General features: G+C 41.8%; 20 protein-coding genes and 3 tRNA genes. 10 read left to right on the forward strand and 13 right to left on the reverse strand.

What is annotated here, in order from left to right:
* Nucleotides 1-233: 233 nt before the first annotated feature.
* Nucleotides 234-3,074 (forward strand): AIR synthase-related protein, encoded by a 2,841-nt coding sequence (locus AS219_RS03310; RefSeq protein ID WP_067980063.1) that lies wholly within the window; start codon nucleotides 234-236, stop codon nucleotides 3,072-3,074.
* Nucleotides 3,075-3,341: 267 nt separating this feature from the next.
* On the opposite strand, the gene AS219_RS03315 is transcribed toward AS219_RS03310, so the two are convergent.
* The 5 genes from AS219_RS03315 to AS219_RS03335 all read right to left on the reverse strand — a co-directional run bounded on the left by AS219_RS03315 (nucleotide 3,342) and on the right by AS219_RS03335 (nucleotide 8,915).
* On the reverse strand, nucleotides 3,342-3,563 hold the full coding sequence (locus AS219_RS03315; protein WP_156469324.1) for a hypothetical protein: 222 nt from the start codon (nucleotides 3,561-3,563) through the stop codon (nucleotides 3,342-3,344).
* A gap of 382 nt (nucleotides 3,564-3,945) precedes the next feature.
* Complete coding sequence (locus AS219_RS03320; RefSeq protein ID WP_231861858.1) at nucleotides 3,946-5,250, reverse strand: AmpG family muropeptide MFS transporter; 1,305 nt, start codon at nucleotides 5,248-5,250, stop codon at nucleotides 3,946-3,948.
* 114 nt (nucleotides 5,251-5,364) lie between these two features.
* Nucleotides 5,365-7,323 carry a biotin carboxylase N-terminal domain-containing protein gene (locus tag AS219_RS03325; RefSeq protein ID WP_067980069.1) on the reverse strand — a complete coding sequence of 653 codons (1,959 nt, stop codon included), beginning with the start codon at nucleotides 7,321-7,323 and terminating at the stop codon, nucleotides 5,365-5,367.
* Nucleotides 7,295-8,206, reverse strand: a complete 912-nt coding sequence (locus tag AS219_RS03330; RefSeq protein WP_067980072.1) for a ribose-phosphate diphosphokinase — start codon at nucleotides 8,204-8,206, stop codon at nucleotides 7,295-7,297. The genes AS219_RS03325 and AS219_RS03330 overlap by 29 nt, the downstream gene beginning before the upstream one ends.
* A gap of 166 nt (nucleotides 8,207-8,372) precedes the next feature.
* Nucleotides 8,373-8,915 (reverse strand): NifU family protein, encoded by a 543-nt coding sequence (locus AS219_RS03335; protein ID WP_067980075.1) that lies wholly within the window; start codon nucleotides 8,913-8,915, stop codon nucleotides 8,373-8,375.
* An 80-nt stretch (nucleotides 8,916-8,995) separates the two neighbouring features.
* Between AS219_RS03335 and AS219_RS03995 the strand changes: the two genes are divergently transcribed.
* From AS219_RS03995 to AS219_RS03350, 3 genes are all read left to right on the forward strand, one after another.
* Nucleotides 8,996-9,382, forward strand: a complete 387-nt coding sequence (locus AS219_RS03995; RefSeq protein ID WP_082784594.1) for a J domain-containing protein — start codon at nucleotides 8,996-8,998, stop codon at nucleotides 9,380-9,382.
* A gap of 208 nt (nucleotides 9,383-9,590) precedes the next feature.
* The gene (nuoI, locus tag AS219_RS03345; protein ID WP_067980078.1) at nucleotides 9,591-10,073 is read left to right on the forward strand and encodes an NADH-quinone oxidoreductase subunit NuoI; all 483 of its coding nucleotides are present in this window, start codon (nucleotides 9,591-9,593) and stop codon (nucleotides 10,071-10,073) included.
* The gene (locus AS219_RS03350; protein WP_067980081.1) at nucleotides 10,057-10,944 is read left to right on the forward strand and encodes a bifunctional 5,10-methylenetetrahydrofolate dehydrogenase/5,10-methenyltetrahydrofolate cyclohydrolase; all 888 of its coding nucleotides are present in this window, start codon (nucleotides 10,057-10,059) and stop codon (nucleotides 10,942-10,944) included. Before nuoI ends, AS219_RS03350 begins: the two co-directional genes overlap by 17 nt.
* Nucleotides 10,945-10,999: 55 nt before the next feature.
* On the opposite strand, the gene AS219_RS03355 is transcribed toward AS219_RS03350, so the two are convergent.
* A tRNA-Ser gene (locus tag AS219_RS03355) sits at nucleotides 11,000-11,086 on the reverse strand.
* A gap of 153 nt (nucleotides 11,087-11,239) precedes the next feature.
* Between AS219_RS03355 and AS219_RS03360 the strand changes: the two genes are divergently transcribed.
* Complete coding sequence (locus AS219_RS03360; protein ID WP_067980084.1) at nucleotides 11,240-13,066, forward strand: hypothetical protein; 1,827 nt, start codon at nucleotides 11,240-11,242, stop codon at nucleotides 13,064-13,066.
* 121 nt (nucleotides 13,067-13,187) lie between these two features.
* Here AS219_RS03360 and AS219_RS03365 read toward each other — a convergent pair whose 3' ends face one another.
* On the reverse strand, nucleotides 13,188-14,276 hold the full coding sequence (locus AS219_RS03365; protein WP_067980570.1) for a metallophosphoesterase family protein: 1,089 nt from the start codon (nucleotides 14,274-14,276) through the stop codon (nucleotides 13,188-13,190).
* 561 nt (nucleotides 14,277-14,837) lie between these two features.
* On the opposite strand from AS219_RS03365, the gene AS219_RS03370 reads away from it, so the two are divergent.
* Together AS219_RS03370 and hemA are read left to right on the forward strand one after the other, a co-directional pair.
* Nucleotides 14,838-14,910: transfer RNA gene (locus AS219_RS03370), tRNA-Gly, on the forward strand.
* Between the two features lie 15 nt (nucleotides 14,911-14,925).
* The gene (hemA, locus tag AS219_RS03375) at nucleotides 14,926-16,146 is read left to right on the forward strand and encodes a 5-aminolevulinate synthase (RefSeq protein WP_067980086.1); all 1,221 of its coding nucleotides are present in this window, start codon (nucleotides 14,926-14,928) and stop codon (nucleotides 16,144-16,146) included.
* A gap of 29 nt (nucleotides 16,147-16,175) precedes the next feature.
* On the opposite strand, the gene rpsU is transcribed toward hemA, so the two are convergent.
* From rpsU to AS219_RS03390, 3 genes are all read right to left on the reverse strand, one after another.
* Nucleotides 16,176-16,370 carry a 30S ribosomal protein S21 gene (gene rpsU / locus AS219_RS03380; protein WP_067980089.1) on the reverse strand — a complete coding sequence of 65 codons (195 nt, stop codon included), beginning with the start codon at nucleotides 16,368-16,370 and terminating at the stop codon, nucleotides 16,176-16,178.
* A gap of 76 nt (nucleotides 16,371-16,446) precedes the next feature.
* Nucleotides 16,447-16,854 carry a cytochrome c maturation protein CcmE gene (locus tag AS219_RS03385; protein WP_067980092.1) on the reverse strand — a complete coding sequence of 136 codons (408 nt, stop codon included), beginning with the start codon at nucleotides 16,852-16,854 and terminating at the stop codon, nucleotides 16,447-16,449.
* A gap of 1 nt (nucleotide 16,855) precedes the next feature.
* Nucleotides 16,856-18,484: a ribonuclease J gene (locus tag AS219_RS03390; RefSeq protein ID WP_067980094.1), complete on the reverse strand. Its 1,629-nt coding sequence runs from the start codon at nucleotides 18,482-18,484 to the stop codon at nucleotides 16,856-16,858.
* A gap of 436 nt (nucleotides 18,485-18,920) precedes the next feature.
* Here AS219_RS03390 and miaB point away from each other — a divergent pair, with 436 nt between their 5' ends.
* The 3 genes from miaB to AS219_RS03405 all read left to right on the forward strand — a co-directional run bounded on the left by miaB (nucleotide 18,921) and on the right by AS219_RS03405 (nucleotide 22,697).
* On the forward strand, nucleotides 18,921-20,255 hold the full coding sequence (miaB, locus tag AS219_RS03395) for a tRNA (N6-isopentenyl adenosine(37)-C2)-methylthiotransferase MiaB (RefSeq protein WP_067980573.1): 1,335 nt from the start codon (nucleotides 18,921-18,923) through the stop codon (nucleotides 20,253-20,255).
* 353 nt (nucleotides 20,256-20,608) lie between these two features.
* Nucleotides 20,609-20,698, forward strand: a tRNA-Ser gene (locus AS219_RS03400).
* Nucleotides 20,699-21,278: 580 nt separating this feature from the next.
* Nucleotides 21,279-22,697 (forward strand): cryptochrome/photolyase family protein, encoded by a 1,419-nt coding sequence (locus AS219_RS03405; RefSeq protein ID WP_067980096.1) that lies wholly within the window; start codon nucleotides 21,279-21,281, stop codon nucleotides 22,695-22,697.
* A 22-nt stretch (nucleotides 22,698-22,719) separates the two neighbouring features.
* Here AS219_RS03405 and AS219_RS03410 read toward each other — a convergent pair whose 3' ends face one another.
* The 3 genes from AS219_RS03410 to rplM form a co-directional block, all read right to left on the reverse strand.
* A complete protein-coding gene (locus tag AS219_RS03410) occupies nucleotides 22,720-23,274 on the reverse strand; it encodes a hypothetical protein (protein ID WP_067980101.1) in 555 nt (184 codons plus the stop codon).
* Between the two features lie 200 nt (nucleotides 23,275-23,474).
* Nucleotides 23,475-23,912, reverse strand: coding sequence for a 30S ribosomal protein S9 (gene rpsI / locus AS219_RS03415; protein ID WP_067980104.1), 438 nt, complete (start codon nucleotides 23,910-23,912; stop codon nucleotides 23,475-23,477).
* A gap of 2 nt (nucleotides 23,913-23,914) precedes the next feature.
* Nucleotides 23,915-24,373 (reverse strand): 50S ribosomal protein L13, encoded by a 459-nt coding sequence (gene rplM / locus AS219_RS03420; protein ID WP_067980106.1) that lies wholly within the window; start codon nucleotides 24,371-24,373, stop codon nucleotides 23,915-23,917.
* Nucleotides 24,374-24,386: the final 13 nt, after the last annotated feature.

Genomic DNA, 24,386 nt, shown 5'->3' on the forward strand with positions numbered 1-24,386 from the left:
CCTGCATGTAGATCCTAACACTCTATTACTTGACGAGAAAGTGAGAACATTTTTACACCATCAGCAAAACAAGATTCGTATAAAACTTCATCCTGCAATTGCAATCTCCACAATCGAGATCGATTAACAGTATAAACGAAGATTGTCCTCACATTGACCCAGTCATAATAAAGCGATTTAATCATGACTGGTCCCAAGTATAAGGATGACAAAGGAGTAGAAGTTCTCAGGCAATGCAGGCAATCATAGAAGTTCGTAAACCGCACTCAGATCCAAGAATCACGACACTTGAAAGCGATGGTGTGATCAATATTCGGGAAGTTATTGATGTGTACCGATTCCATTCCACAAATCACTCTTCTAAGGAAAGTCTATTGGAGATCGTGCACGCATTGACTAATCATGTTGCAGAACAATTCAGGTGCTTCATTTACAACGCGGATCACAACAAAATAGAAATTTTTGAAACCAGTGAAATAAGTCAGCACGAAGGCAGTAGTATTCTATGGGATTTCAGAAGATGTTATACAAGCGACTTCTGGGTAATAGAAAAACAAACCCTCCGAGGAGTAAAGAACTTATTAGCGGAAGTAATCTTGGATATTGTGACCACATTACTGAGGCAAAGGGGCATCAACACAATAGAACAAGACATACAAGTAGAAACAAGCACACTCATGATAGGAAGAGGTAGGTTGCCCAACCTTAATCTGCTGTACAATCCCATGATTGAGGAAATCTCACTGCAAGCCATCCATAGCAGGAAAGTAACATTCTACTACCCTTACGAGAGTTTAAATATCATTTCTTCTGGTAAGACACAAAATCTCACTCTAGAGGAATTAGATGCTTTCAATCGTCAGAACGCACTCAACCTCAGTGAAGTTCAACTATCCAAAATAGCTGAGCACTTTAGGTCAAAGGAAGGCAGGAGCCACCTGCGTGACATAGAACTTGAGACTATTGCACAGACTTGGTCTGAGCACTGTAAGCACAACATCATGTCTTATCCTATAGATGACCTACAAGAAGGAATATTCCGGGGATACATAAAAAAGTCGACTGAGACGATCATAAGAAATAATCCAAACCATATCTGTGCCTCCGTATTCACTGACAACGCAGGTGCAATTTGGTTCGATAAGGATCATCTCATCTGCGTAAAGGTCGAGACACATAACAGCCCTTCTGCATTGGAACCCTTCGGAGGTGCAATGACAGGAATTCTTGGAGTTAACAGAGATATTCTGGGTTTTGGGCTGGCAGCAAAACCTATAGCAAATTATTATGCTTTCTGCGTTGAAGACCCAGACACTGAAAGACTAGATTTGTATCACGATATACATAAGACAAAACCCAAACTGGATTCGCGAAGCATCCTTAAGGGAATAATTCAGGGTGTCAACACTGGAGGCAATTGTTCTGGTATTCCAACTCCACAAGGCGCACTTTATTTCAGCAGCGCATTCAAAGCAAAACCACTCGTGTTTGTCGGATGTGCAGGCATAATCCCAGCGAAAATTGCAGAGAAAGAATCCTGGATAAAAGGACCAGAGGATGGGGATCTGATTGTCATAGCGGGTGGAAGAACGGGACGGGACGGCATACACGGAGCAACTTTTTCTTCAGCTGGAATAACAGACTCAAATGTCAAAGGTACTGAGATTCAATTAGGCGACCCTTTTACACAGAAAAAGCTTTCCGATGCAATAATACGTGAAGTAAGAGACGCAGCACTTTATAACGCTATTACTGACAATGGAGCCGGTGGGTTATCTTCTTCTGTTGGAGAAATGGGAAGAGAGGGATTTGTAGTGCATCTCGAAAAAGTGCTTTTAAAGACAAGTGGGCTTGCACCGTGGGAGATATGGATCTCTGAATCTCAAGAAAGAATGACATTTGCAGTTCCACGCGGAAAGTTAGAGACCTTCGGGCACATTATGACCAGACATGGTGTTGAGTTTGCTGTCATAGGTGAATTTAACAAATCCGGCAGAGGACTTATCACTTTCGAGGGCACAACTGTTTTTGATTTGTCATTGCACTTTCTACATGATGGAAACCCTACGGTCCATTTACAAACGAAAAAACCAAAAGAAATGCCAGAAAAGCCTCATGTGACCTTCTCATCCCTTGAGGAAACAATTAGAGATAAAAATGTCTGCAGCAGAAAATTTATAGCAAAGCAGTATGACCATGAAGTTCAGGGAACATCTATTCTCAAACCACTACAAGGAAGAAATAAAATTTTCTCAGAGGTAACAGCAATAAAACCGTTACACAACTCTAAGAAGTGCATAGGGCAAGCGCAAGACTTAGCAATTATGACACGTGATCCATATTTGGACACATGCTCTTCGATTGAACAAGCAGTAAGGAACTTAGTAACAATCGGAGTAAACCCTCACAAAATTGTTCTTCTAGATAACTTTTGTTGGTCCGACTCGAATGATCCAGAAAAACTATGGCTACTCAAAGAAGCCGGGAGAGCTTGTCACGATATCTCTATAGCTTTAGGCACTCCTTTCATTTCGGGAAAGGACAGCATGTTTAATGATTTTAGCGGATACACTGCCTCAGGTGCAAAAGTCAAAGTTTCCAATATCCCCTCATTGTTAATAACCGCAATCGGAATAGTGGATGATTACGAAGATATCGTTTCGCTAGATACAAAATATCCAGAGGATTTAATATACCTCATCGATATGAACGTGGAAGCAAAAAGAGCCTTGGAAGTTTTCAGACGCTATCACTTGGCACTGAAAAATAAATTAGTAGCTTCTGCTATTCCAGTAGGGTCAGGTGGAAGGCTTGTATCAATCGCAAAAATGCTTATGGCTAACGGCCATGGTGGAATGATTTCCCTTGAAGACAAGAAAGAGAATCTTGAAAAATCACATGAAATTATTGTCACTGTCGCCCCGAAAAACGAGTTGGCTTTCATGGACACATTTTTAGAGACAGAGATTACAAAAATTGGTAAGGTTACACAGGAAGCTGTACTGGAAATGGGGAAATCCAGTAAAATTAAGATTGATGCACTGTTGTCAGCATACAAACGCACCCTACTCTAGTTTGACTTACAGAGGCACGGCATGGAGAGGAAGAAGTATTAATGTAGGACACCGTTTGCAAACTTCCCTTAGTTCTAATGAACTACTGTTTGTTTGGAGCGCATTACGCTAATGAACGGAAGTATAAATGCAGCTTCAGCGCCACAAATTCTTGCAGATCTAAGACTTCCATAGAAAAAACGGTCCTACCCTACCGAGTTGAGAGGAGATTCTCAACAGTACCAGAAAGGCCACCAAAGCCGAGAATTTGATATGTCTACAATAGACCTATTCCTCTAGGTGTAACAAAGACTTCATATAGTTTATTGCAGATGCCATGAGATCAGTTTTAGCTAAATTGTCCGCTTGTGTTGTTTTGCTAGAGTCAGTAGAAATAGCTGGAAACTGAACAAAGCCAGATAACTCCAATGATACATTCCACTCAAATTCCGCAGGTTCCGCCGCATACTCACAACAAGAAGAACAGCAATCTAGCGATTCGTTGATCATAACGTATACTCTCACTCATATAATTAATTTTTTAAGTATTTACACAAAATAAAGAATTTTTCAATGCTGATAATTTTTAAAATTTAAAATTTTTATAAAATACATTGATATTGCTTGTGATAGACCACACCAACACTTTGCAAAATCATTTTCACCACGTCGTAAGTCATAAGCACTAGAGAACTTTCTTCAAACTCAAAACTCTACTACCAGTCCTACACACATCACAGACAGCTCTCCAAGCAAAAGCGCTCTGCTGAAAGACAAAAGAGCATTTATCAGCTACAAGGTTCTAGCTAAATAGTTTAATAAATTCAGAAAGTAAGCCAATGACGCAAATTAATCACAGCAGCATCACAGAACAAAAGCAAATGACACATGCTCATCGCGAAGACTTTTCGATTTTGGCGTATTTCTCTAGAAACAAGACCAAAAACAATGCTGGAAGACCTGAGACAACACTTGTAACAAACAAAACCGTCCACCCAAAATAGTCAGCAATTAGCCCTGCAACGACAGGTAAAACCGAGCGATCTACTATAAAGAGGGAACTGAAAATTGCATATACACTCCCGGAAAAGCGAGCTTTGCTTGCAAGTCCTGAGATATATCCAATAATAGACGTGGTAGCAATACTCCCACAAATATTTTCCGTTGCTATGGTCATGTACAGCAATGGAAGATTGTATCCTACCTTTGACTGCACAACGAACATCACATTCGAAAGCATCTGCACTACGGCTCCAAAAATAAGCCCCTTGATAATCCCATACCTATAGACAATTCTTGAACCAATAACACCCCCCACAATAAGAAAAAGCAAACCAAATGTTTTTGCAACAACTGCGATCTCAGTGAGTGAAAAGCCGATTTCTAAAAGAAATGGAGAAATCATCGTCGCTATGAGTGAATCACAAGAACGATATATAACAACCAAAATGATAATATAAACACTCTTCTTCATTTGTAGAATCTCTCTCAGTGGTTGGATGATTGTCTCAGGAAGGAAAGATCGTGAATTGGTACTCATTTCCTTTTTTAAAGCTTTCAGTTTTGGTTCACCCATGCACAGAACCGTTACACTAGCACTCAAGCTTAAAAAGGCTGAGAAGATATAGAGTATTCTCCAATTAATAAAATCCTCACACAATCCGTATGAGTTACAAAGATAATCAACTAGAAAAAGTGTTAGAGCACCACTGATTAAATGTGCGACCCTCCATCCAAGTAACACGTTAGAAGAACCTATTAGTTGCTCTTTTGTTCTCAAAATAGAAATTCGATAGTTATCAACCACAACTTCCTGAAGGGAAGAAAAAAATGCGACGACCAAAGCAAAAAAGCCCATGAGATATATATTTTTTAAGGGATTCATGAAGCTCAGTCCGACAATCGAGAAAAAAACACACTGCTGCAATAGCAGTATCCACCCTCTTTTTTGCCCGAAGCATCGACCAAGTATTGGGACAGTATAGAGGTCAAAAAATGGTGCAAATAGGAACTTTACTACGTATGGTATACCCACGAGGGCAAACAACCCAATACTTGAACAGTTTACACCAGCCTTTGCTAGCCACACACTTAGAGTGGGCGCGACGAGGACAGTTGGAACACCACAGGAAAACCCAAGAAAAAAGGTAGCAATGACCTTGATGTAGAAACTTAGCAATAACTTCCTTCTTTTCACTCTGTACAAGAATCACACACTCAGGAACAAATCATAGAAAGGCTTTTTACAAGCGCCTATCCGCAGACCGATTACTCTTAGGACCAAGTAGAGTCTAGGTCTCTGCTTATACATTTATACTTTTAGAAAACTCAATAATAAATCACCCTCGCTCACATTTTGCCCTTGCACAACGGAGACTTCTTTCACAGTGCCAGCCCGTTCAGCGGTGATAGTATTCTGCATTTTCATTGCTTCGAGTAAAAATAACGGATCACCTGGTCTGACTGTGTCACCAACACGAACATAAATGCTTACTATGACTCCTGTCATTGTAGACACCATTTTGTCTGCCTGTTGTATACCTGAGGTATTCTTCTGCACAGATGACCACTTCGTATACACTTCCTTAGGAAGAGCAATGCACAACAGTGAACGACCATCATGCTCAACTCGTTTACTTAACTTATCGGTATTGAAAAACCTCGCAGCGAATGCTTCACCATTAATGTTTGCAAGAAATAAGCCCTCCTTTGTTTCTCTCAGAATCTCGACTATATATTTCTCTTTAGCAAGGACGAAGCTAAATTTACCCCTTGCAATGGAAACATCAACTTCATACTCCTGACTCCCAAGTCTTACAATGAAAGTACGACTTTCCTCAAATGAGCCACTCCATATATCCATCATGGCATACAAAATCACTGCAATAAAACGCAGGGTCGCACATTTGTCCAGGGACTCATACCAACCCACCCCTTGATACTGCTTTTCTACAAAATGAGTGTTTATATTTCCGCTAATAAAGTCGGTATTACGAAATAGAGACTCTAAAAACACCAAGTTATTCCTTACACCCACTATGCACGTCATCTGGAGCGCCTCACACATTCCTTTTAACGCATCAGCACGCGTTTTACCCTTAACGATAATCTTTGCCATCATCGGATCATAAAACATACCAACCTCGGAACCTGTACTTACGCTACTTTCAACCCTGGCATTCGTGGGAAAATCAGCACGACGTACAAAACCACTCGTTGGCATAAAGTTATTCATGGGATCCTCACCATATATGCGTGCTTCAAATGACCAACCGTTGAACTTCGTAACGCTTTTCTTCTTTGATAGATCATTACCCTCGGCGATGCGGATCATCTCCTCGACTATGTCAATATCAGTAATCATTTCGGTTACTGTGTGCTCAACTTGGATGCGAGTATTCATCTCCATAAAATAGAAATTTCGCTCCTGGTCCAGTATATATTCCACCGTTCCAACAGAAGTGTACCCAACTGCACGAGCTAATCTAATAGACTGTTCATACATTTTTTCTCTGAGTCCCCGATCGAGTACAAGGCTCGGAGCCTCCTCAACAACCTTTTGATGCCGTCTCTGTACCGAACATTCTCGTTCACCCAAACAAATAACGTGGCCATTTTTGTCAGCAATTAGCTGTATTTCTATGTGTCTAGGGTTTTTGATATATTTCTCGATGAAAATTCGTTCATCTGCAAAAAAATTCAGGGCTTCATGGCAAGCAAGCTGCATAGCTTCGCGCAATTCATCTTCCCTATTGACCAACCGCATTCCTTTACCTCCTCCTCCTGCGGCAGCCTTTATCAGAACTGGGAAGCCTATTTCTTTAGCAATAGAGACAGCCTGTTCATAATCAGAAATTTCCCCTATATACCCGGGTACAAGATTAATTGAGGCTTCCTGAGCAATCTTTTTTGCCATCACCTTATCACTCATCATAGAGATGCACTCTGAGCTGGGACCAATAAAAGTAAAACCAGCTTGCTCAACAGATCGGGCAAAACTAGAGTTCTCAGATAAAAAACCATATCCAGGATGCACAGCATCTGCACCACTTTTTCTGACCGCTGCGAGTATGGATTCCATATTGTTATAGCTCTCACTAACGGTAACACCGCCTATATAAACGGCCTCATCTGTATGCTGAATATAGCCCGAATTAACATCAAGATCAGAATAAATAGCAACACTCTTTTTACCCAATTTTTTTAAGGTGCGTGCTATTCTTGATACGATCTCCCCGCGGTTAGCAATTAGGACTTTTTGTATTGACATCTAAGTACACTGAACGAATTTTTCTCGCGAGCAAGTCTGCAGCACTAATAACCTCTATTTTTCCCTGAGTCTCACCGCCAGGTATGCTGTTAGTTACAACAATCCTATCTACATGTGAGCCTGTAATTTTCTGCCTCGCACTACCAGAAAATACACCATGAGTAATAAATGCAACAACAGATTTTGCACCGAGTTCTTTAAGTTTAGCAGCCGAATTACAGAGGGTTCCACCACCACAAACGATATCATCAACTATTATGCAGTCTTTACCATAAATTTCTCCGACCACCTCAGTAACCTCGGATAAACAGGCTCTAGGTCTGCGTTTATTCATGATAACAAGACTTGTGCCAAGCTCTTCGGATAGAGGCTTCAACTTTTTTACAGCACCAACATCGGGTGCGACAAGCGCCATATTGTGATCCACATGCATACTTTCCTTAAGCAGCGACCACGGAAGAACATTATAGACCGGGATCTCGAAGAAGCCCTCAAACTGAGGAAAGTGTACATCAAGCACCAAAAGCGACGAAATCCTTTCTCCGACAAGGCGCGCAACTACTTTTGCTGCAACAGACGAGCCAGGCGTAACAATCCTATCAGCGCGAGCGTAACCAAAATATGGAGAAACCAAAGTAATATCGCGCACCCCTAACCTGTTCAAAGCATCAACGATGAACAAAAACTCCATTATGTCGCCATCACTACAGAGACTCTGCAGGACAAGGACCTCGGTTCCAGGAACAACATCTTCATGATGTATAAGAACATTACTCTCACCATCAGGAAATCTACTTACTTGTGCACGAACCATGGCCAAGTCAAGAAGTGAAGCTATTTCTTGGCCAAGTTTTCCAGCTTTGCTACCCATGAGCACTTTCATGTTATTAGCGCAACAGCCACATTAAATTGACTAGGAAAGGATATAGGATATGGGAGAACAAATCCACCACAGAAAATCACGTTTTAAAGAAATGGTAGTACAAAAAGAATGTCACACCGACGCACAAGCTTGAAAGAATACTCATCCAACAAGGAGAGCCTATCCATCAAACCTGCTGAACCTCTCTAACTTCAGGAACATAATACTGAAGCAGGTTCTCTATACCATCCTTGAGAGTCACAGAAGCACTGGGACAGCCAGCACATGCTCCCTGAAGTTTCAGATATACAATCCCGTCTTTATAACCTTTAAACACAACATTACCGCCGTCTTCGACAACAGAAGGCCGGACCTTGGTATCTATAATTTCTCGTATTTTTTTAGAAACCTCATCAACACACTCGACTTCCTCGTCTTCTGTTACAGGTCGAACAAGATCAGAGCCAGCAGTAAAATACTCGACTATCACGCTAAAGATCTGCGGCTTCAATATATCCCACTCCGCATCTGCAGTTTTACTCACAGATACGAAATCCACCCCAAGCATCACACCAGAAACACCTTGTATTTGCCAAAGCATCTCAGGAAGTTTATGACCAAAAGCGTCATCAGCTGTAGCAAAATCAGCAACTCCACTATCAAGTATGTTTACACCAGGAAAAAATTTTAGTACATTCGGGTTCGGGGTGTGCTCGGTTTGTATGAACATACTTCAAGTGTATTGAACAATCACTTATTAACTACAGCGGGATTATAATATACAATGCTTCGTAGTTTCAACGCTCGTAAATGTTCTCGATAATCTTGCTGATTTTGTTACTAGTGATTCTCTTGCCGATATTATTTCTGCTAGTGGTTGCGTTCATCTACAGGAAAAAGTTTCAACTTTCTGAAAATTTCTCGCAGATATACGATGCTGTTTACGAAATGATGAAGAGCGGAAACTTCAACTTCGAGAATCTGCAGCAGTTTCAGCAAGGAATATCATCTTCCAATTCAGCGGAAAAGATGTCCAAGGCGCAGGCCAGAGAAATTCTTGGGGTACCTGCGAATGCCAGCAAGGCAGAAATCAACAAGGCATACCACGCTCTCGTACAAAAAGTACATCCTGATAAGGGCGGTTCACATTATTTCGCACAACAACTCAATAAAGCCCGAGATACACTTATAAAATAGGATTGAGGATTACTTAACGTGACCTGTAATTACTGAGACTTCAGGTGTCTCTTGCACCTTTTCTAGGCTTTCAGTTAATTGAGGGCCAGACTACCTTCCACATAGAACACCACCCGAAAATCACTTCATGTACGGCGTTATGTTTTTAGAACACGCATTTTACTTAACAAGGCACATATGTTAGCATTTCATCGTTCTTGGTCGGTGTATGTTTAAGTTCGTAAGACAGATGCAGCTGACCCGCTTTTTTGTCGGTTTCAAGACCGTCCTGCGGTACTTTTTCGCACCAAAGGTTACGATAAAATATCCGCAAGAAAAGGGACCTATAAGTCTGCGTTTCAGGGGTGAACACGCGCTCAGGCGCTATAAAAACGGGGAAGAGCGTTGTATAGCCTGCAAATTATGTGAAGTGATCTGTCCTGCCCAAGCAATCACAATTGAGGCAGCTCCCAGAGACTCTGATGGAAGTAGGCGGACCACAAGATACGATATAGACATGACAAAATGCATTTATTGTGGATTTTGCCAAGAGGCTTGTCCCGTGGATGCAATCGTCGAGGGACCAAATTTCGAGTTTGCAGAAGAAAACCGTGAAGATTTGCTCTACAACAAGAAGAAATTACTCGACAATGGTAGTAAATGGGAAAGTGCATTAATTAGAATGCTCAATAGAAATGACACAACTCATTGATGGTTTCGGAATTGCCTCGGGTATCTGTGAATCCATTGCAACTTCTGTAGCGCACCTCAAGAAAAATAATGGCCTGATACCCAGTCTGAGAGTCATCATCGTTGGTGAAAATCCGGCAAGTCAGGTGTATGTTCGAAGTAAGCAGAAAAAAGCAGAGTCGCTTGGTATAAACGCGAAAACTATAGCACTACCAAAGGAAACGACTGAGGCAGAACTAATACGATTAGTGGAATCTTTAAACGGCGACATTAGTGTTAATGCCATACTCGTCCAACTACCACTGCCTTCACACATCAATTCGAGCAGAATTATTGAATCGATTAATTCAAAAAAAGATGTTGATTGTTTCCACCCTGAAAATGTTGGCAGACTAACTCTCAGTAAAGATGCATTATTAAAACCGTGTACACCAGCGGGCTCTCTATATCTAATAAAATCAGTTCTAGGGAACGATTTATCTGGCATGGATGCTGTTGTTATAGGACGTTCAAATATTGTTGGTAAGCCCATGGCAATGCTTCTTTTGCATGAGAATTGTACTGTTACGCTTACACACTCTAAAACCAGAGATATACAGGAAAAAACCATGCAGGCAGATATCGTTGTTTCAGCTGTTGGTGTACCACACTTTGTGAAAAGAGACTTCATCAAGCCTGGGGCAACTGTTATAGATGTCGGAATAAACAAAGTGGATGGTAGATTAGTTGGCGATGTCGATTTTGAAAACGTTTTTCAAAAAGCAAAGTTCATTACACCGGTACCAAGAGGTGTTGGACCAATGACAATCGCTTTTCTCATGCTGAACACAGTAATTGCCACCTGTATACAAAACGAATTGGATCATCGAGACGTGATCAGGGTTGTTATCTAGACACACCAAACACAAGAAGGTCAACTCAAGCCTAAGAATTGAAGCGGCAAGGAACCGGATGGGGTGGGATTCGAACCCACGGTATGCTTCCACACACGGCAGTTTTCAAGACTGCTGCCTTAAACCGCTCGGCCACCCATCCACCGAGGAAGTTAACATAAAGCAGATTATCTTGCAATCTATGCAGATAAAAGAACCATCACAGCCCTGTTCGGAAGGATAGGAATTATCGATGTTGATTAAAATTTTCATTATATTATAAAATAGTTAGTGTAGTTTTAATCAAAATCTGAAAATGCACAATCCTACGGGGTCAGATGACGAAAATCCTGATAGTCCTAGGAGTCCTACTTCGGAAGTACCTTCACCTGGTGCATTTGTTGTCGTTGATGGTGAAGGTACAGCAGATAGCACCCCTGTAACTTCACATGGTGAATTTGTTCTTGTTGATGGTGGAGGTACAGCACATGGCACTCCCCTACCTTCACCTGGTGCATTTGTTATCGTTGATGGTGAAGGTACAGCAGATAGCACCCCCGTAACTTCACATGGTGAATTTGTTCTTGTTGATGGTGGAGGTACAGCACATGGCACTCCCCTACCTTCACCTGGTGCATTTGTTATCGTTGATGGTGAAGGTACAGCACATTCCCCCCCTGAAACAAGTGCACCTCAGGTAGACTATAAGCTTTTTACACCAGAAGAATCCGGTGCTTCGCCATCTTCACCTTCCACCTCTACTTCCACTGAAAGTGAGGAAAGCGACGAAGAGCACACCTCATCACAAAAAGGAGAACAAACATCTGGGCCTGGAGGAGCGTCTCCCCTTCCGCCAGCACCTTCTCCACAAGGGCTATTTTCACCTTCCACTTCTACTTCCACTGAAAGTGAGGAAAGCGATGAAGAGCACACCTCATCACAAGAAGGAGAACAAACATCTGGGCCTGGAGGTGACGAGGAACCTTCACATGGGGCTGCACCTTCATCTCCCCACGGCTCTGAGACAGAAGGGTCTCACGATTTGCAGGATGAAGATGTAGATCTTAAGCAGGCTTATGATGACTGTAGAAACCTACTGGCTTGCGAGGAAAAGGTCAGTGTGTGGACAGCAACTAATCGGCTAGATCAGCTTTCCACAGAAGTTCTGACATCAAAAGAGTTTCTAAAAGAATGCCACAAGCTGAAGCTAGCTCTTCCTCAATCCACCCCACAACGCGTTCAACCATCTCGTCACGCGGCAGCAGTGGGACGTGTATTCTACGCTCCGGAAAGTAAACGCAGAAGATTGAATACAACCCCTCAAGACGGCGAACAACCTAGTACATCAGGTGTTAGCTCTGCTGCTGTTACATCGCAACAAAGCAGATCAAGCCAATCCTTAGATATAGTTCCTCCTAGGAAGAGAAAATCCACCCAACAACACGGTCAACCATCTCGTCGCGCGGCAGCAGCGGGACATGCACCCTGCGCTCCGGAAAGTAAACGCAGAAAATCGAATACAACCCCTCAAGACGACGAACAGCCTAGTACATCAGGTGTTAGCTCTGCTGCTGTTACATCACAAAAAGGAGAATCTAGTGGTAATGAGCCTTCTCACCCATCAGGAGGGAGAGGCCCTACCTCACACCAACCGGGGATGTCTAAGCAAGAGTTTAGAGATCTAAGGATGTTTCTTGGTTTGCTAGTTGATAAATGTAAGGAAGACCTGGCTGACAGCGACTTCGGTGGCAATGTGCGGACATCGTCGATATGGATGACTAAGACCAGCAAGCTACTGACCGACAAAGAGATCGCGGAAGGACTCCAGGATGTGGATATAGTTCTTCCTAAATCCACCCAACAACACGGTCAACCATCTCGTCGCGCGGCAGCAGCGGGACATGCACCCTGCGCTCCGGAAAGTAAACGCAGAAAATTGGATACAACCCCTCAAGACGACGAACAGCCTAGTACATCAGGTGTTAGCTCTGCTGCTGTTACATCACAACAAAGCAGATCAAGCCAATCCTCTCGTACTGACACCACAGATCCTACAGAAGACCCTCAGCGCACACCTAGCAGCAGATTATCTCACCCTGAAACTCAACAAAGGCATTCATCAAGCTCAAGAAGAGGGCGCTAATAAGACGGAAAAACAGGTAGCAGGAAGATCCAAAAAGTGCACCCATGCTTGCCGAAACCACATTCCACTTACCCGCCACTAAACGACATGGCATAGGAAATGTGGTATCGAAAGTATGGAGCTAATTATTCGCTGACAAATATACAGACATCATTTCGTTATTGAAGCGATCGTAGCTGGTAATCTTCGCATTATCATTGAGGAGATCAATGATGCCAAATCCATACTCCAACTGCGAATCACTAGCCGTACCGGTCTGCCAATGCGAAAGACGTGCTCCACTGTTACCCGAGATAAACTGTATGTGTCCATCCAACCTAAGAAACTGGGCAACATGGACGTGCCCAGACATTATTAATTCTATTTCTTTCTTTAGATCTTTAAATATTGTTGTATTTCCTACATATAGGCCCTCTTTATTTTTAAATACGAGCGGTCTATGTGTCACAATCCAAGTCCTCTTGCCATTATTAACATTATTGACATGTGCAACATCTTCATAAAGTTTCCTTGCAATCGATGAATCCGTTACTACGATATCACGGCCATTAACCGAAAATGTATATGGCTCTTCATAAGGCAAACACTCCTTTGCAATACTGAGGAAATAGGCCCAGCCTTCACCACCCCTGTTACAGTTCTCATGGTTTCCTCTTGCCAAAAGCAACGGAATGTTAGAGTTCAGTAATGCGGTAGCTGGAAGGAAAAAATCTTCCTTCCACGTAGTCCAAGTGCTTGCTCTACTTCCCTCTCTGTAAACGTAGTCTCCAACATGGATAACCATTTCTGGATCATGTTCCAACATAGCGTCTATTGTTTCTTTGAAAAACCACTCTTTCTTACAATCTTGTGGAGAGAAAAAACGATTGTTACGGCAGCCCGTATCGCCAATTACGGCTATTTTCCTCACTTCATCCTTTTTGAATCGCGGCAGAATCTCCCTGTCACCAAAAATAAATGACTGAGGAAGAGCCTCAAGATTCAATTTATAAACACAACTCAATGGGAAAGAGCCATCTGCAGCATGATGCTGATCCATTAAGTGCTCAACACCATCGACAACAACATTTGGGCAAATATCTACCTCTTCAACTACAAAACGGAACCACAATTGATTACCACCCATAAGTTGGAACCAGTGAAAACTCTCACCAGATGCGCTTCCAAATAATAGAAGGAAAAGAAAACTAAAACTTACTGTCCATTTCATGCCTAAGTTTCGAAATAGGGAGCCCCAAAATGAAGGAATATTCTTTGCAAAATCCATTACTCTTTTCCACAGAAACAGTTCTACACACGTAAAAACCTGACATCAGCAAGATGATAAACCTGCTGCACACAAAAAAAGAAAGACGCGCTCACATAGAACTGCCAAGTATAGCTGTGGAAAGTATGAACACAAGTAGTAAAGTTCTGTATAATTTCAATCATTCTGTATAATCTCAATCACGAGAAAACGATGCTCTTCTGGAATTGCATCGTTATTTAGGCAGTGTTTCTCTCTAATTGACCAAAGAGAGATCAACGGTAATACATCCACCAATTATTCATTAGGAAAACCATTCTCGCCATATCAATTGGTAAATGCAAGAAAAACGTATTGAAGCTAATAAACAACCTTCGAATCGTATCGAATTACTTTTGATACAATCAATATTGCGCTGCGTGTTTTGTTCAGCAGAAAATATTTAGCATATTTATTACGCCAAATGGATTGTTGCACTTTCACAGAAGTGCTACAATCCCGATGTATTGCTTTGCTCAATTCCAAGCGGAAGTAGTTCAGTTGGTAGAACGCAACCTTGCCAAGGTTGAGGCCGAGGGTTCGAGTCCCTTTTTCCGCTCCCTTTTCTTTGCGCATGTCTAACTATAGTGGTGTCTTTGCCCAAGCTCTCGATACGATCAAAAACGAGAAACGTTACCGTGAATTTGTTAACCTCGCACGAATCTCTGGTGAGTTCCCCTGTGCTATAAACGAGGAAACAAACGAAAGAATAGTCATATGGTGTAGCAATGACTACCTAGGAATGGGGCAGAACTTTGCAGTTTGTGACTCTATGAAAGAGACCATCGACAGAATGGGTGCCGGCGCTGGTGGTACTAGAAATATATCCGGAAATAACAAAGAAGTAGTTCTCCTCGAAAAAACAATTGCGAAGTTACATCAGAAAGAGGCTGCTTTGTCCTTCGTTTGTGGTTATGTTGCCAATCTTGCTTCAATATCCACAATTATCTCACTCATGAAAGACTGTATCGCGTTCTCCGATCAGTATAACCACTCATCGATAATAGAAGGTATTAGAAGCAGTCGTTGCGAGAAGAGGATCTTCCGCCATAATGATATTGATCATTTAGAAGAATTGCTTTCACAGGTTCCCAACGAAGCTTACAAGATAATAATCTTCGAGTCGGTGTACTCAATGGACGGGGATGTCGCACCAATAAAAGAGATTTGCGATCTTGCAGAGAAGTATAATGCTTTGACGTACATCGATGAAGTACACGCCGTAGGAATGTACGGTGAACACGGTGGTGGAATCACAGAAGAAATGGGCTTGATAGATCGAGTGGATATAATCCAGGGAACACTTGCAAAAGCATATGGTGTCGTGGGAGGGTATATAGCAGCTAGAGCTGATATAATCGACGTCGTCAGAAGTCACGCATCTGGATTTATTTTTACTACAGCACTTCCACCTGTGATCGCAAACGCTGGTAGAGCAAGCATCACACACCTGTACAACAGCGATGAAGAAAGAAAAAAGCAAAAGGAGAATGTTGCAAAACTTAAGGCAATGTTCAAAGCAAATAACATCCCATACAAAGATGCCCCAACACACATAATACCAGTCGTAATTGGGCATCCAGAAGAATGCAAATATGCATCTAAAACTTTACTGGAAGAATTTAAGATCTTCATCCAACACATAAATTACCCAACGGTTCCCCGCGGCACAGAACGTCTGAGAATCACACCAACACCGCAGCATACCGACACAATGATGGAAGAACTCGTATTCGCACTAAAAGAAGTGCTTGGAAGAATACAACAGAGAAAAGGTGCAAAGAGGGCAACGTAGGTCGCATACCCAAGTGGGGCGGCAACTAATCAGTACGGTACCACACGGAGCTTCTGCTTTCTTATCTTGCGCCTAGTTTCTACAGCTCTCCTGTGCCTCTTTTCAGAAGGCTTTTCGAAAATACGCTTCTTTCCAGGTGTTATTCCTTCCCTGGATAAATGTTGCTTTAATCTACGAAGTGCCTGTTCAACATCTCCATGATGAACCATAAAAACTTGTCCCAAACTATGCCTCCTATTCAAGATAACACCGGAAATTCTACCATATCAGAACTAAAAAACACCATCCCATCAAAGCTATTCACTTTCCTCGGAGAGGTTTAATGAAGTCTTCCGGAGGATAGTACCGCTCATCATGCTTGACTAAGACTTTTTTAGCAAAAAGTAACCCATCCTCAAATCTAGCAATAACTACAACATTCATTCCATCCTGTACAAGTGCAGGTAGGATACCCTCATAAAACACTTCTATTTCGGCTGTATCGTCAGAGAGCAAGAATCTCACACCATCCTTTGACTTTTTTATACCCCCGACCACTCCCCCTACTTTTATTTCCCTGTTTGAACCAACAGTGCGTTCAATATCACTGGGCAAATAAAAGAAGGAGATACTCTCACCAAGATTAAATAACAGCAACGAAACAGCTCCAGAAAAAAGCAGAAGGCCTAATGATAAAAACCAAAACCTTTTCCACCGGAGAAGTAGCATATTACACCCTTTCTATTTGCACTTCTATCAATGGAATTTTTATCCTGCTAGTTAGTGAGCCACGCACAATTTTTCTTACTGTCTTTGTGATTGTCCTGAAATCACTGTTTTTATCTGTTTTCAAGCTCCTATCAATGGAGGCTAATGCATTTTCTTTCCACCCTCCTTCCTCGCTATAACCAAACGCAACAATGGTAGGCCTCTTTAGTGATTTTCCTTTTTTGTTCATCACGAGAATTACCAAAATCATTCCGCTTAATTGCAATCTCTTCCTTGTTTTGATAACGTGACTGTCCGGATGTTGTAACCTGTCATTATCCACGCACCAGAAGCCAACTTCTGTCTGATCGATCTTGCGTGCACCCGATGCTGAAGATATCTCAATTATGTCACCGTCTGCTGCGATTAAAGCGTTTTCTACACCGCATTCCAGCGCAAATTTTGCATGCTCATGAAGATGTAGATTTTCTCCGTGCACAGGAATAAGAATCTTTGGCTTAAGCAATTGATATAGCTGTTTTAACTCATCTCTATATGGATGTCCCGACACATGTACGGAATGTGTTTTTTCTGTGACAACATTCACCCCCATAGCAATAAACCTATTAATCATCTTTGCTATCCTCTTTTCGTTTCCTGGAATCATTTTTGAGGAAAAGATGATGGTGTCATCAGAGTTTATGGTGAAACTGTTATGCGTACCTTGTGAAAGCCTATTAACCGCAGCTAATTCATCTCCCTGACATCCTGTTGCAAGAATAATCAACGACTTTCTGCTCCCGTTATAGTGGGCCAATCCTATTTCATCGATGTAATTGAGATCTTCCAAATAACCACTCTCCTTTGCAGCAGAAATGACAGAAAGAAGAGACCTTCCTAAAACAACAACTGTCTTTCCGTATTCATTTGCTATCCTTGTCACAGTCTCTATTCTTGCAATGTTCGAGGAAAAAAGCGTCACAACACACGCTCCACTCGCATTGGAAATCACTTCCTTCAGTGGCTCCTTCAATGAGGATTCAGACTCAGACCTCCCTCGAGAAAATACATTAGTTGAATCACACACCATTGCCAGAACTCCCTTCTCAGAAAGTTCTTCAAGTCTTTTGAAATCACACGTCTTTCCAACAACGGGATCATCGTCTATCTTCCAATCCCCACTATGAATCACTAATTCATCGGCAGTATGAATCCCTATCGCACTCATTTCGGGTACCGAGTGGGTCATGTTAATGAATTCGAGCCTAAACTCCCCCAAATGCAATAGCTTCCCTGGTTCAACAACGTGGATCGGAAATTGCACCTTATCACGACCAATTTTTTTTAGTAGGAAATTCGCAGTGAACTGAGTGGTGTATATAGGAACAGCTAATCTATCCCATAAATATGGAAGTGCACCACAGTGATCTTCGTGAATATGTGTGATAATTATAGCTAAAAGGTCATCCTTGCGCTCTTCAATAAAACTGATATCTGCAACAACGATGTCTATCCCAGGCAATTCTGCATCGGCAAAACCAGCGCCACAATCAACCATGATCCACTGTCCCTTGTATCCATACAAGGTGACATTCATTCCTATTTCACCAGTACCCCCGAGAGGTAAAAAAATTAAATTATTATCCGTCATTTATCACCAACAATATCTACTTTCTAACTACATTTGTGTCTTAAGCGAGTATTCGCAGAACAACCGCACCACGAAGTTTCCTTATAAGCCTTTCAGTAAACGCGATTTTTAACACTTTCTAAATCCACAGGCGCGGAAAACCAGGTAAAAACTCTCGGATCCACCATGCAGAGGGACTTCTTTGTTACAGCAATCCCAGGATCCCTGAATTATAACAAAATCTCTGGAAATTGCACACAATGAAAACTGCGGAAAAAAGGGAGAAGTACAGATTCAGTGCTATTTGAACAATCATACAACAATCAGGTAGTCTATAATGAACTAGCACAAACCGAACACCTTAAAGAGTTGTACTTTGCTGTTATACTTAGCGTAAGTAGTCATGTTTTCTCACACGAAGGTTTACATGGAAGAAATAGAGAAAAAAAATAACAGTCTGAAAAAGTTCCATATTAAGACTTATGGCTGCCAGATGAATGTTTACGATTCGGAAATGATCGAGAAAATCGTTGGCGGATTAGGGTTCACACTCTCAGAAAGAGCTGAGGATGCAGACTTAATAATTTTAAATACGTGTAACATTAGGGAAAAAGCAACCGAAAAACTTTACTCCGAGCTTGGACAAATAAGACTTCTACAAAAAAAGAAGCAAGAGAAAATTCTCACTGTGGTTGCTGGGTGTGTTGCACAAGCCGAGGGCGAAGAGATAATGCGTAGAGCAGAAAATGTTGACATAGTTGTTGGTCCACAAAGTATCCACTCGCTGCCTGAACTTATTGCAAAAGTCAACAGACAATCTGGGAAAGCAATAAAAATAGAATTTGACCCTATAGAAAAATTTGACTACTTAGCAGAAGAAACTAGTAAAAGACAGGTACATCAATCTTCAGCTTTTCTCTCTATACAAGAAGGCTGTGACAAGTTCTGTGCATTCTGCGCTGTCCCGTACACAAGGGGAGCTGAGTATTCCAGGCCAATAGAAGACGTCTATCGCGAGGCACTAAGCCTAACAACCAAAGGCGTTAAAGAGATTACCTTACTTGGACAAAACGTGAATGGCTACCATGGGCCATTGAACTCCGGAGATAAGGTACTCAACTTAGGGCAATTAATTTCACACTTAGGCAAGATTCCCTCACTAAAGAGAATACGCTACACCACCTCGCATCCTGTTGATATGCATAAAGAGCTTTATGATGCACATGCTAATGAAAGCAAGCTTATGCCGTTCGTACATCTACCGGTCCAATCTGGATCAGACAAAATCCTCAAAAAAATGAACAGGAAATACACCACTGCAGACTATCTTAAAATAATCCACGAATTCCAGAATGCACGAAACGATATCGCTTTTTCATCTGATTTTATAGTGGGATTCCCCGGAGAAAGTGATGACGATTTTCAACAGACACTCGCATTGATAGAACAAGTAAATTATGCACAATGCTATAGCTTCAAATACAGCCCAAGACCTGGCACCCCGGGTGCTGCTTATACACAAATTGCCGAAGAAACAAAAAATACGAGACTTCAAAAACTACAACAACTGCTTAAGGAAAAACAATTAGAGTTCAACCAAAAAATGATTGGGAAAACCGTCACAGTCCTATTCGATAAAAAGTACCCAGACAAAATCTCTGGCAGGACCGAATACATGCAACAAGTCTTTTGTCATGATAGCAGTCTACTTGGTAAAATAGTGAGTATGCGGGTAGAAGATGCGTCAATTTTCACACTAAAATGCGTTGCAGAAAATATCATTGTGACCTAATGAGCATATTTTGTATGCTATAAATGCGTGCAACAAACCTTCCACTGCAGTACCAATCCGCTTGGCAAAATAGATGATACCTCAGCGGAAGGTGCACCGGTATTCACGCCAGAATAGAGTGAGGAAAATGTCAGTGTATTATACGGTATTGTTTGCGTCATGCCTTTCATAGAAATCTGTCGGCAAGCTGCTTTTCTCCAGATATTATTTCGATTGACCAGTGTCACTCTTCGTATAAGATTTTTATTTTACTAAATTTTTCTGGTGCTCATTGCACTAGTGACTCCTGGAACAAGTCAGTTGCATTTGCCATCAATGGTGATTTCAGTTAGAGTTACACAAGAAGCAGTTTTGGAGAGGTGGCCGAGAGGCTGAAGGCGGCGGTTTGCTAAACCGTTATACGACCAAAAGTCGTATCGAGGGTTCGAATCCCTCCCTCTCCGGGTGTAATTCGTCTGGTGCTTGTCGTTTATAGTGGCCGTTAGTAGGTAGTCCTTTTCTGCACACAAAATTAAGGAGCACCTTTTTTACCAGCGTCTTAGCGGGGTTCTATTCCTATATCAATCTCTCTGCTTTCTATGGATGGGTATTTGATTCAAATCCGCGGATATGCAACGGAGACATACTCGTGAGAATGCCGGAGTCATTTCTTCCATGACGAGTTCAGCATCTATGAAAGAGTATCATCATAAACTGTGCTTATTCTTGATAATACAGGAAACCCAAAGCCTTCAAGAAAGTGTCTCTCTATACCTCAACATTAAAACAATACACAACTCAAACGGGCAGGAGCCCATACATAAGATGGAGCAAAGCTGCATGGCGTCGTACTCTTCTATGAATTGCAGCAATTATGTGGATCTCATGCAAACAACTGAGTTCTCACACCTGACGCTTTTCTAGCTCAAGCATCTTGAATACTTCCACCACAGCAAATCAATTCACACCATTACTTGGGCATCAGTTTTCGTATAAACAACAAGATTATGCTAGAACAGATAAAAACAGGACATCTCACAACAAATGAGCGTTTCTCAAATAGCAATAGTATGGTTTCGGAAAGATTTTCGCACTGACGACAATCCTGCATTATCTGAGGCCACAAAAATTTGGAATATTCTTCCTGTGTATATAATCGATGAAAACAATTGTAGCACTAGAAAACCCGGAAAAGCGGCTAGAATTTGGATCGCAAGAAGCCTAATCGATTTAAATAAATCCTTGGACCATCATCTGAAAATTTATAGCGGTGATACGATAACCATCCTCAAGACTTTGTTATCTCACTATAAAGCAGAAGCACTATACTGGAACACCACATATGACCCCAAACAAGACAAATATGATGAACAAATGAAAACGGAGATTCTAAAATATTACCCGAATATTACCGTTCGGAATTTTAATGCTAGGTTATTATGGGATCCGTCTGAACTCCGCAAGAAGAATGGAGATACATACAGACTTTTCACAGCATTTAAAAATAAAGTCATGGAAGAACAGTTGGAACCTCGTCTTCCCATCCCTCCTCCTGTAGAAATACGTTACTGCAAAGAAATAAAAATAGCAGAATTAGTTTCAGTTACACCGCAAAACATCATTAAAGATAAAGACCACCGTTTTGAGCAGGGAATAGATAGGAAATGGAAGATAAGCGAAAAAGATGCACACACTTTGTTACAGGACTTTGTTGATAAAAAACTAGAAAATTATCACATCGATCGTGACTATCCGGCAAAAAACGGTACATCAAACCTCTCGCCTTACATAAATTTTGGACAAATTTCACCAAACCGAATTTGGTTTTCTATTGCACGATTTTTTCCTCAATCAATGCAATTTCTCACAGAACTGCTTTGGAGAGAATTCGCTTACGGCATTTTAAGCACAAACCCAGAATTAGATTCGAAAAATTTACAACAAAAATTCGACTATTTCCCATGGGAAAATGATAAAGAAAAATTCAAATTATGGTCTCAGGGAACAACTGGATATTCAATCGTAGATGCTGGTATACGAGAACTCCTGAGCACTGGACACATGCATAACCGAGTGCGAATGATAGTTGGATCATTCCTTACAAAAAATCTCTTGATACACTGGAAATATGGAGAAAATTTTTTTTGGGAACATTTAGTGGATGCTGACCCTGCAAGCAACACCTTTAACTGGCAGTGGATTGCAGGCTCTGGTGCAGACTCTGTACCATATTTCCGAATCTTTAGTCCAACCATGCAAATAAAAAAATTTGATCCACAACTACAATACATATACAAATGGCTCCCTGAGTACAGCAGTATGTGTTCCACTCCTGTTCGCTTACAAAAAAAACGCCAGACACCAGTTGAGCTGGTGGTAGATGAAAAAGTGTCAAGGAAAAAAGCCCTAACAGCATTTAGAATTGCAAATATCATGTACAGGAAAAACTCATTAATTCCATGACCTTTTTAAGGAAAACACAGTATTATTTTTCTTTGATACTTAAAGAACTCGCACCAGTATCCCCCACAACCGATCCCGGGATTCCTAGAGACGCTGGAAAAAACAACCCTATGCTTACCCTAAATTCAGATAAAGAGATTTCCCCCTGCACGGAAGTCTGTACTCTTACTCGAATACCCCCAAGCAGACCTATACGTTGTCTCGTTAGATCAAGAATCCGTGCATCGGATGAATCATCGAATTTCAATGAGAGACCAGCACCATCCGCGGGCACATCCACTTGTTGGGCAGTAACCTCAAAATAGAAAAACCGCTCCGACACTCTTTGGGAGATAATCAATGTGGCTCCGCTCTTTGCCTCAAGAGGCTCGTGTGTAACTACATCAAAAAGAGAAGGGTACTTCCCAAGATTTTCTTTATAAAGAGGGCTACTCTCAGAAGGATTGTGCACAACGACTAATTGGACACCTTTTTCTAAGAGTGAAGCTAAAGACCTCCCACGTTCACGAAGTGATTCCAGATCTTCACTTATTCTTAGAGGACTCGTCTCTTTGGGAGTGTGAACGATGCGGAGCACACAACATTCAGAAGGGGAAGCAACATCAATGCAGCGAATTCGACCGCGGCCTGAATGCTTGCAGCAAAAACCCTATCGGGAGTAGTGATCTCATTAAAACCAGGCAGCTCATCTCCAACGGAAAGCGTGGCAGGATATGCACAAAACTTGGGCAAAACAGAAGGCACAGTAACAGCCTCTGTAACATTTCCAAACCGACGCTATCTCTTGGAAAACTGAAAGCTCTTACGTGCCTTCTTCCTACTGTATTTCTTTCTCTCAACTACACGAGGATCTCTAACCAAGAAGCCACTCTCTTTTAGGGTGCCCCTGAAACAAGGATTGAAATTTTGAAGAGCCCGGCTAAGACCAAGTCGCAGTGCACCGGTTTGCCCTGAAATTCCACCACCCTTGACAGTAGCAAAAACATCAAACTTTCCCGCGACATCACAGACACGCAACGGGAGATACACATCCTGGCAGAGATACTGGTGCTTAAGATAAGACATAAGATCAGACTTTCCGTTTACACAGAAGCTCCCCGTACCAGCCTTAACCCAAACTCTAGCAACAGACGCCTTCCTGCGTCCTGTACCATACGCACGGCCCTGTCTATCCACAACCGGCACTCTCTTTACCTGAGATTCACCATCAAGCATAGTTACCTTCTATTTTTTCTATTTAACGACGCAAAATCCACAACGCTCGGTTTTTGAGCCCCATGCTTGTGCTCAGGACCAGCATAAACATAGAGATTCTTAAACCTTCTACGTGCCATCGGGCCATCGTCTAGCATCCTCTTAACAGCAAGCTTGACAACTTCACAAGGCTTTTTTCCACCAAGCAGTTTGGCCGGAGTTGTACTCTTGATCCCACCAGGATATCCGGTATGCCTATAATAAACCTTATCGGACATCTTAGAACCGGAAAACTTAACCTTAGAGGCATTCACAACAATTACGTTATCCCCACAGTCCATATGTGGAGTATATGTAGGCTTGGTCTTGCCCCGCAAGACAGTAGAAATAAAAGCAGCAAGCCTTCCAACAACGGCGTCTGTTGCATCCACAACAACCCACTGCTTTTCTATCTGCGCTTGCTTTAAAAAAAACGTACTCATAGGGGTGATTCTA

Source organism: Neorickettsia sp. 179522 (assembly GCF_001593535.1).
GTDB classification, from domain to species: Bacteria; Pseudomonadota; Alphaproteobacteria; order Rickettsiales; family Anaplasmataceae; genus Neorickettsia; species Neorickettsia findlayensis.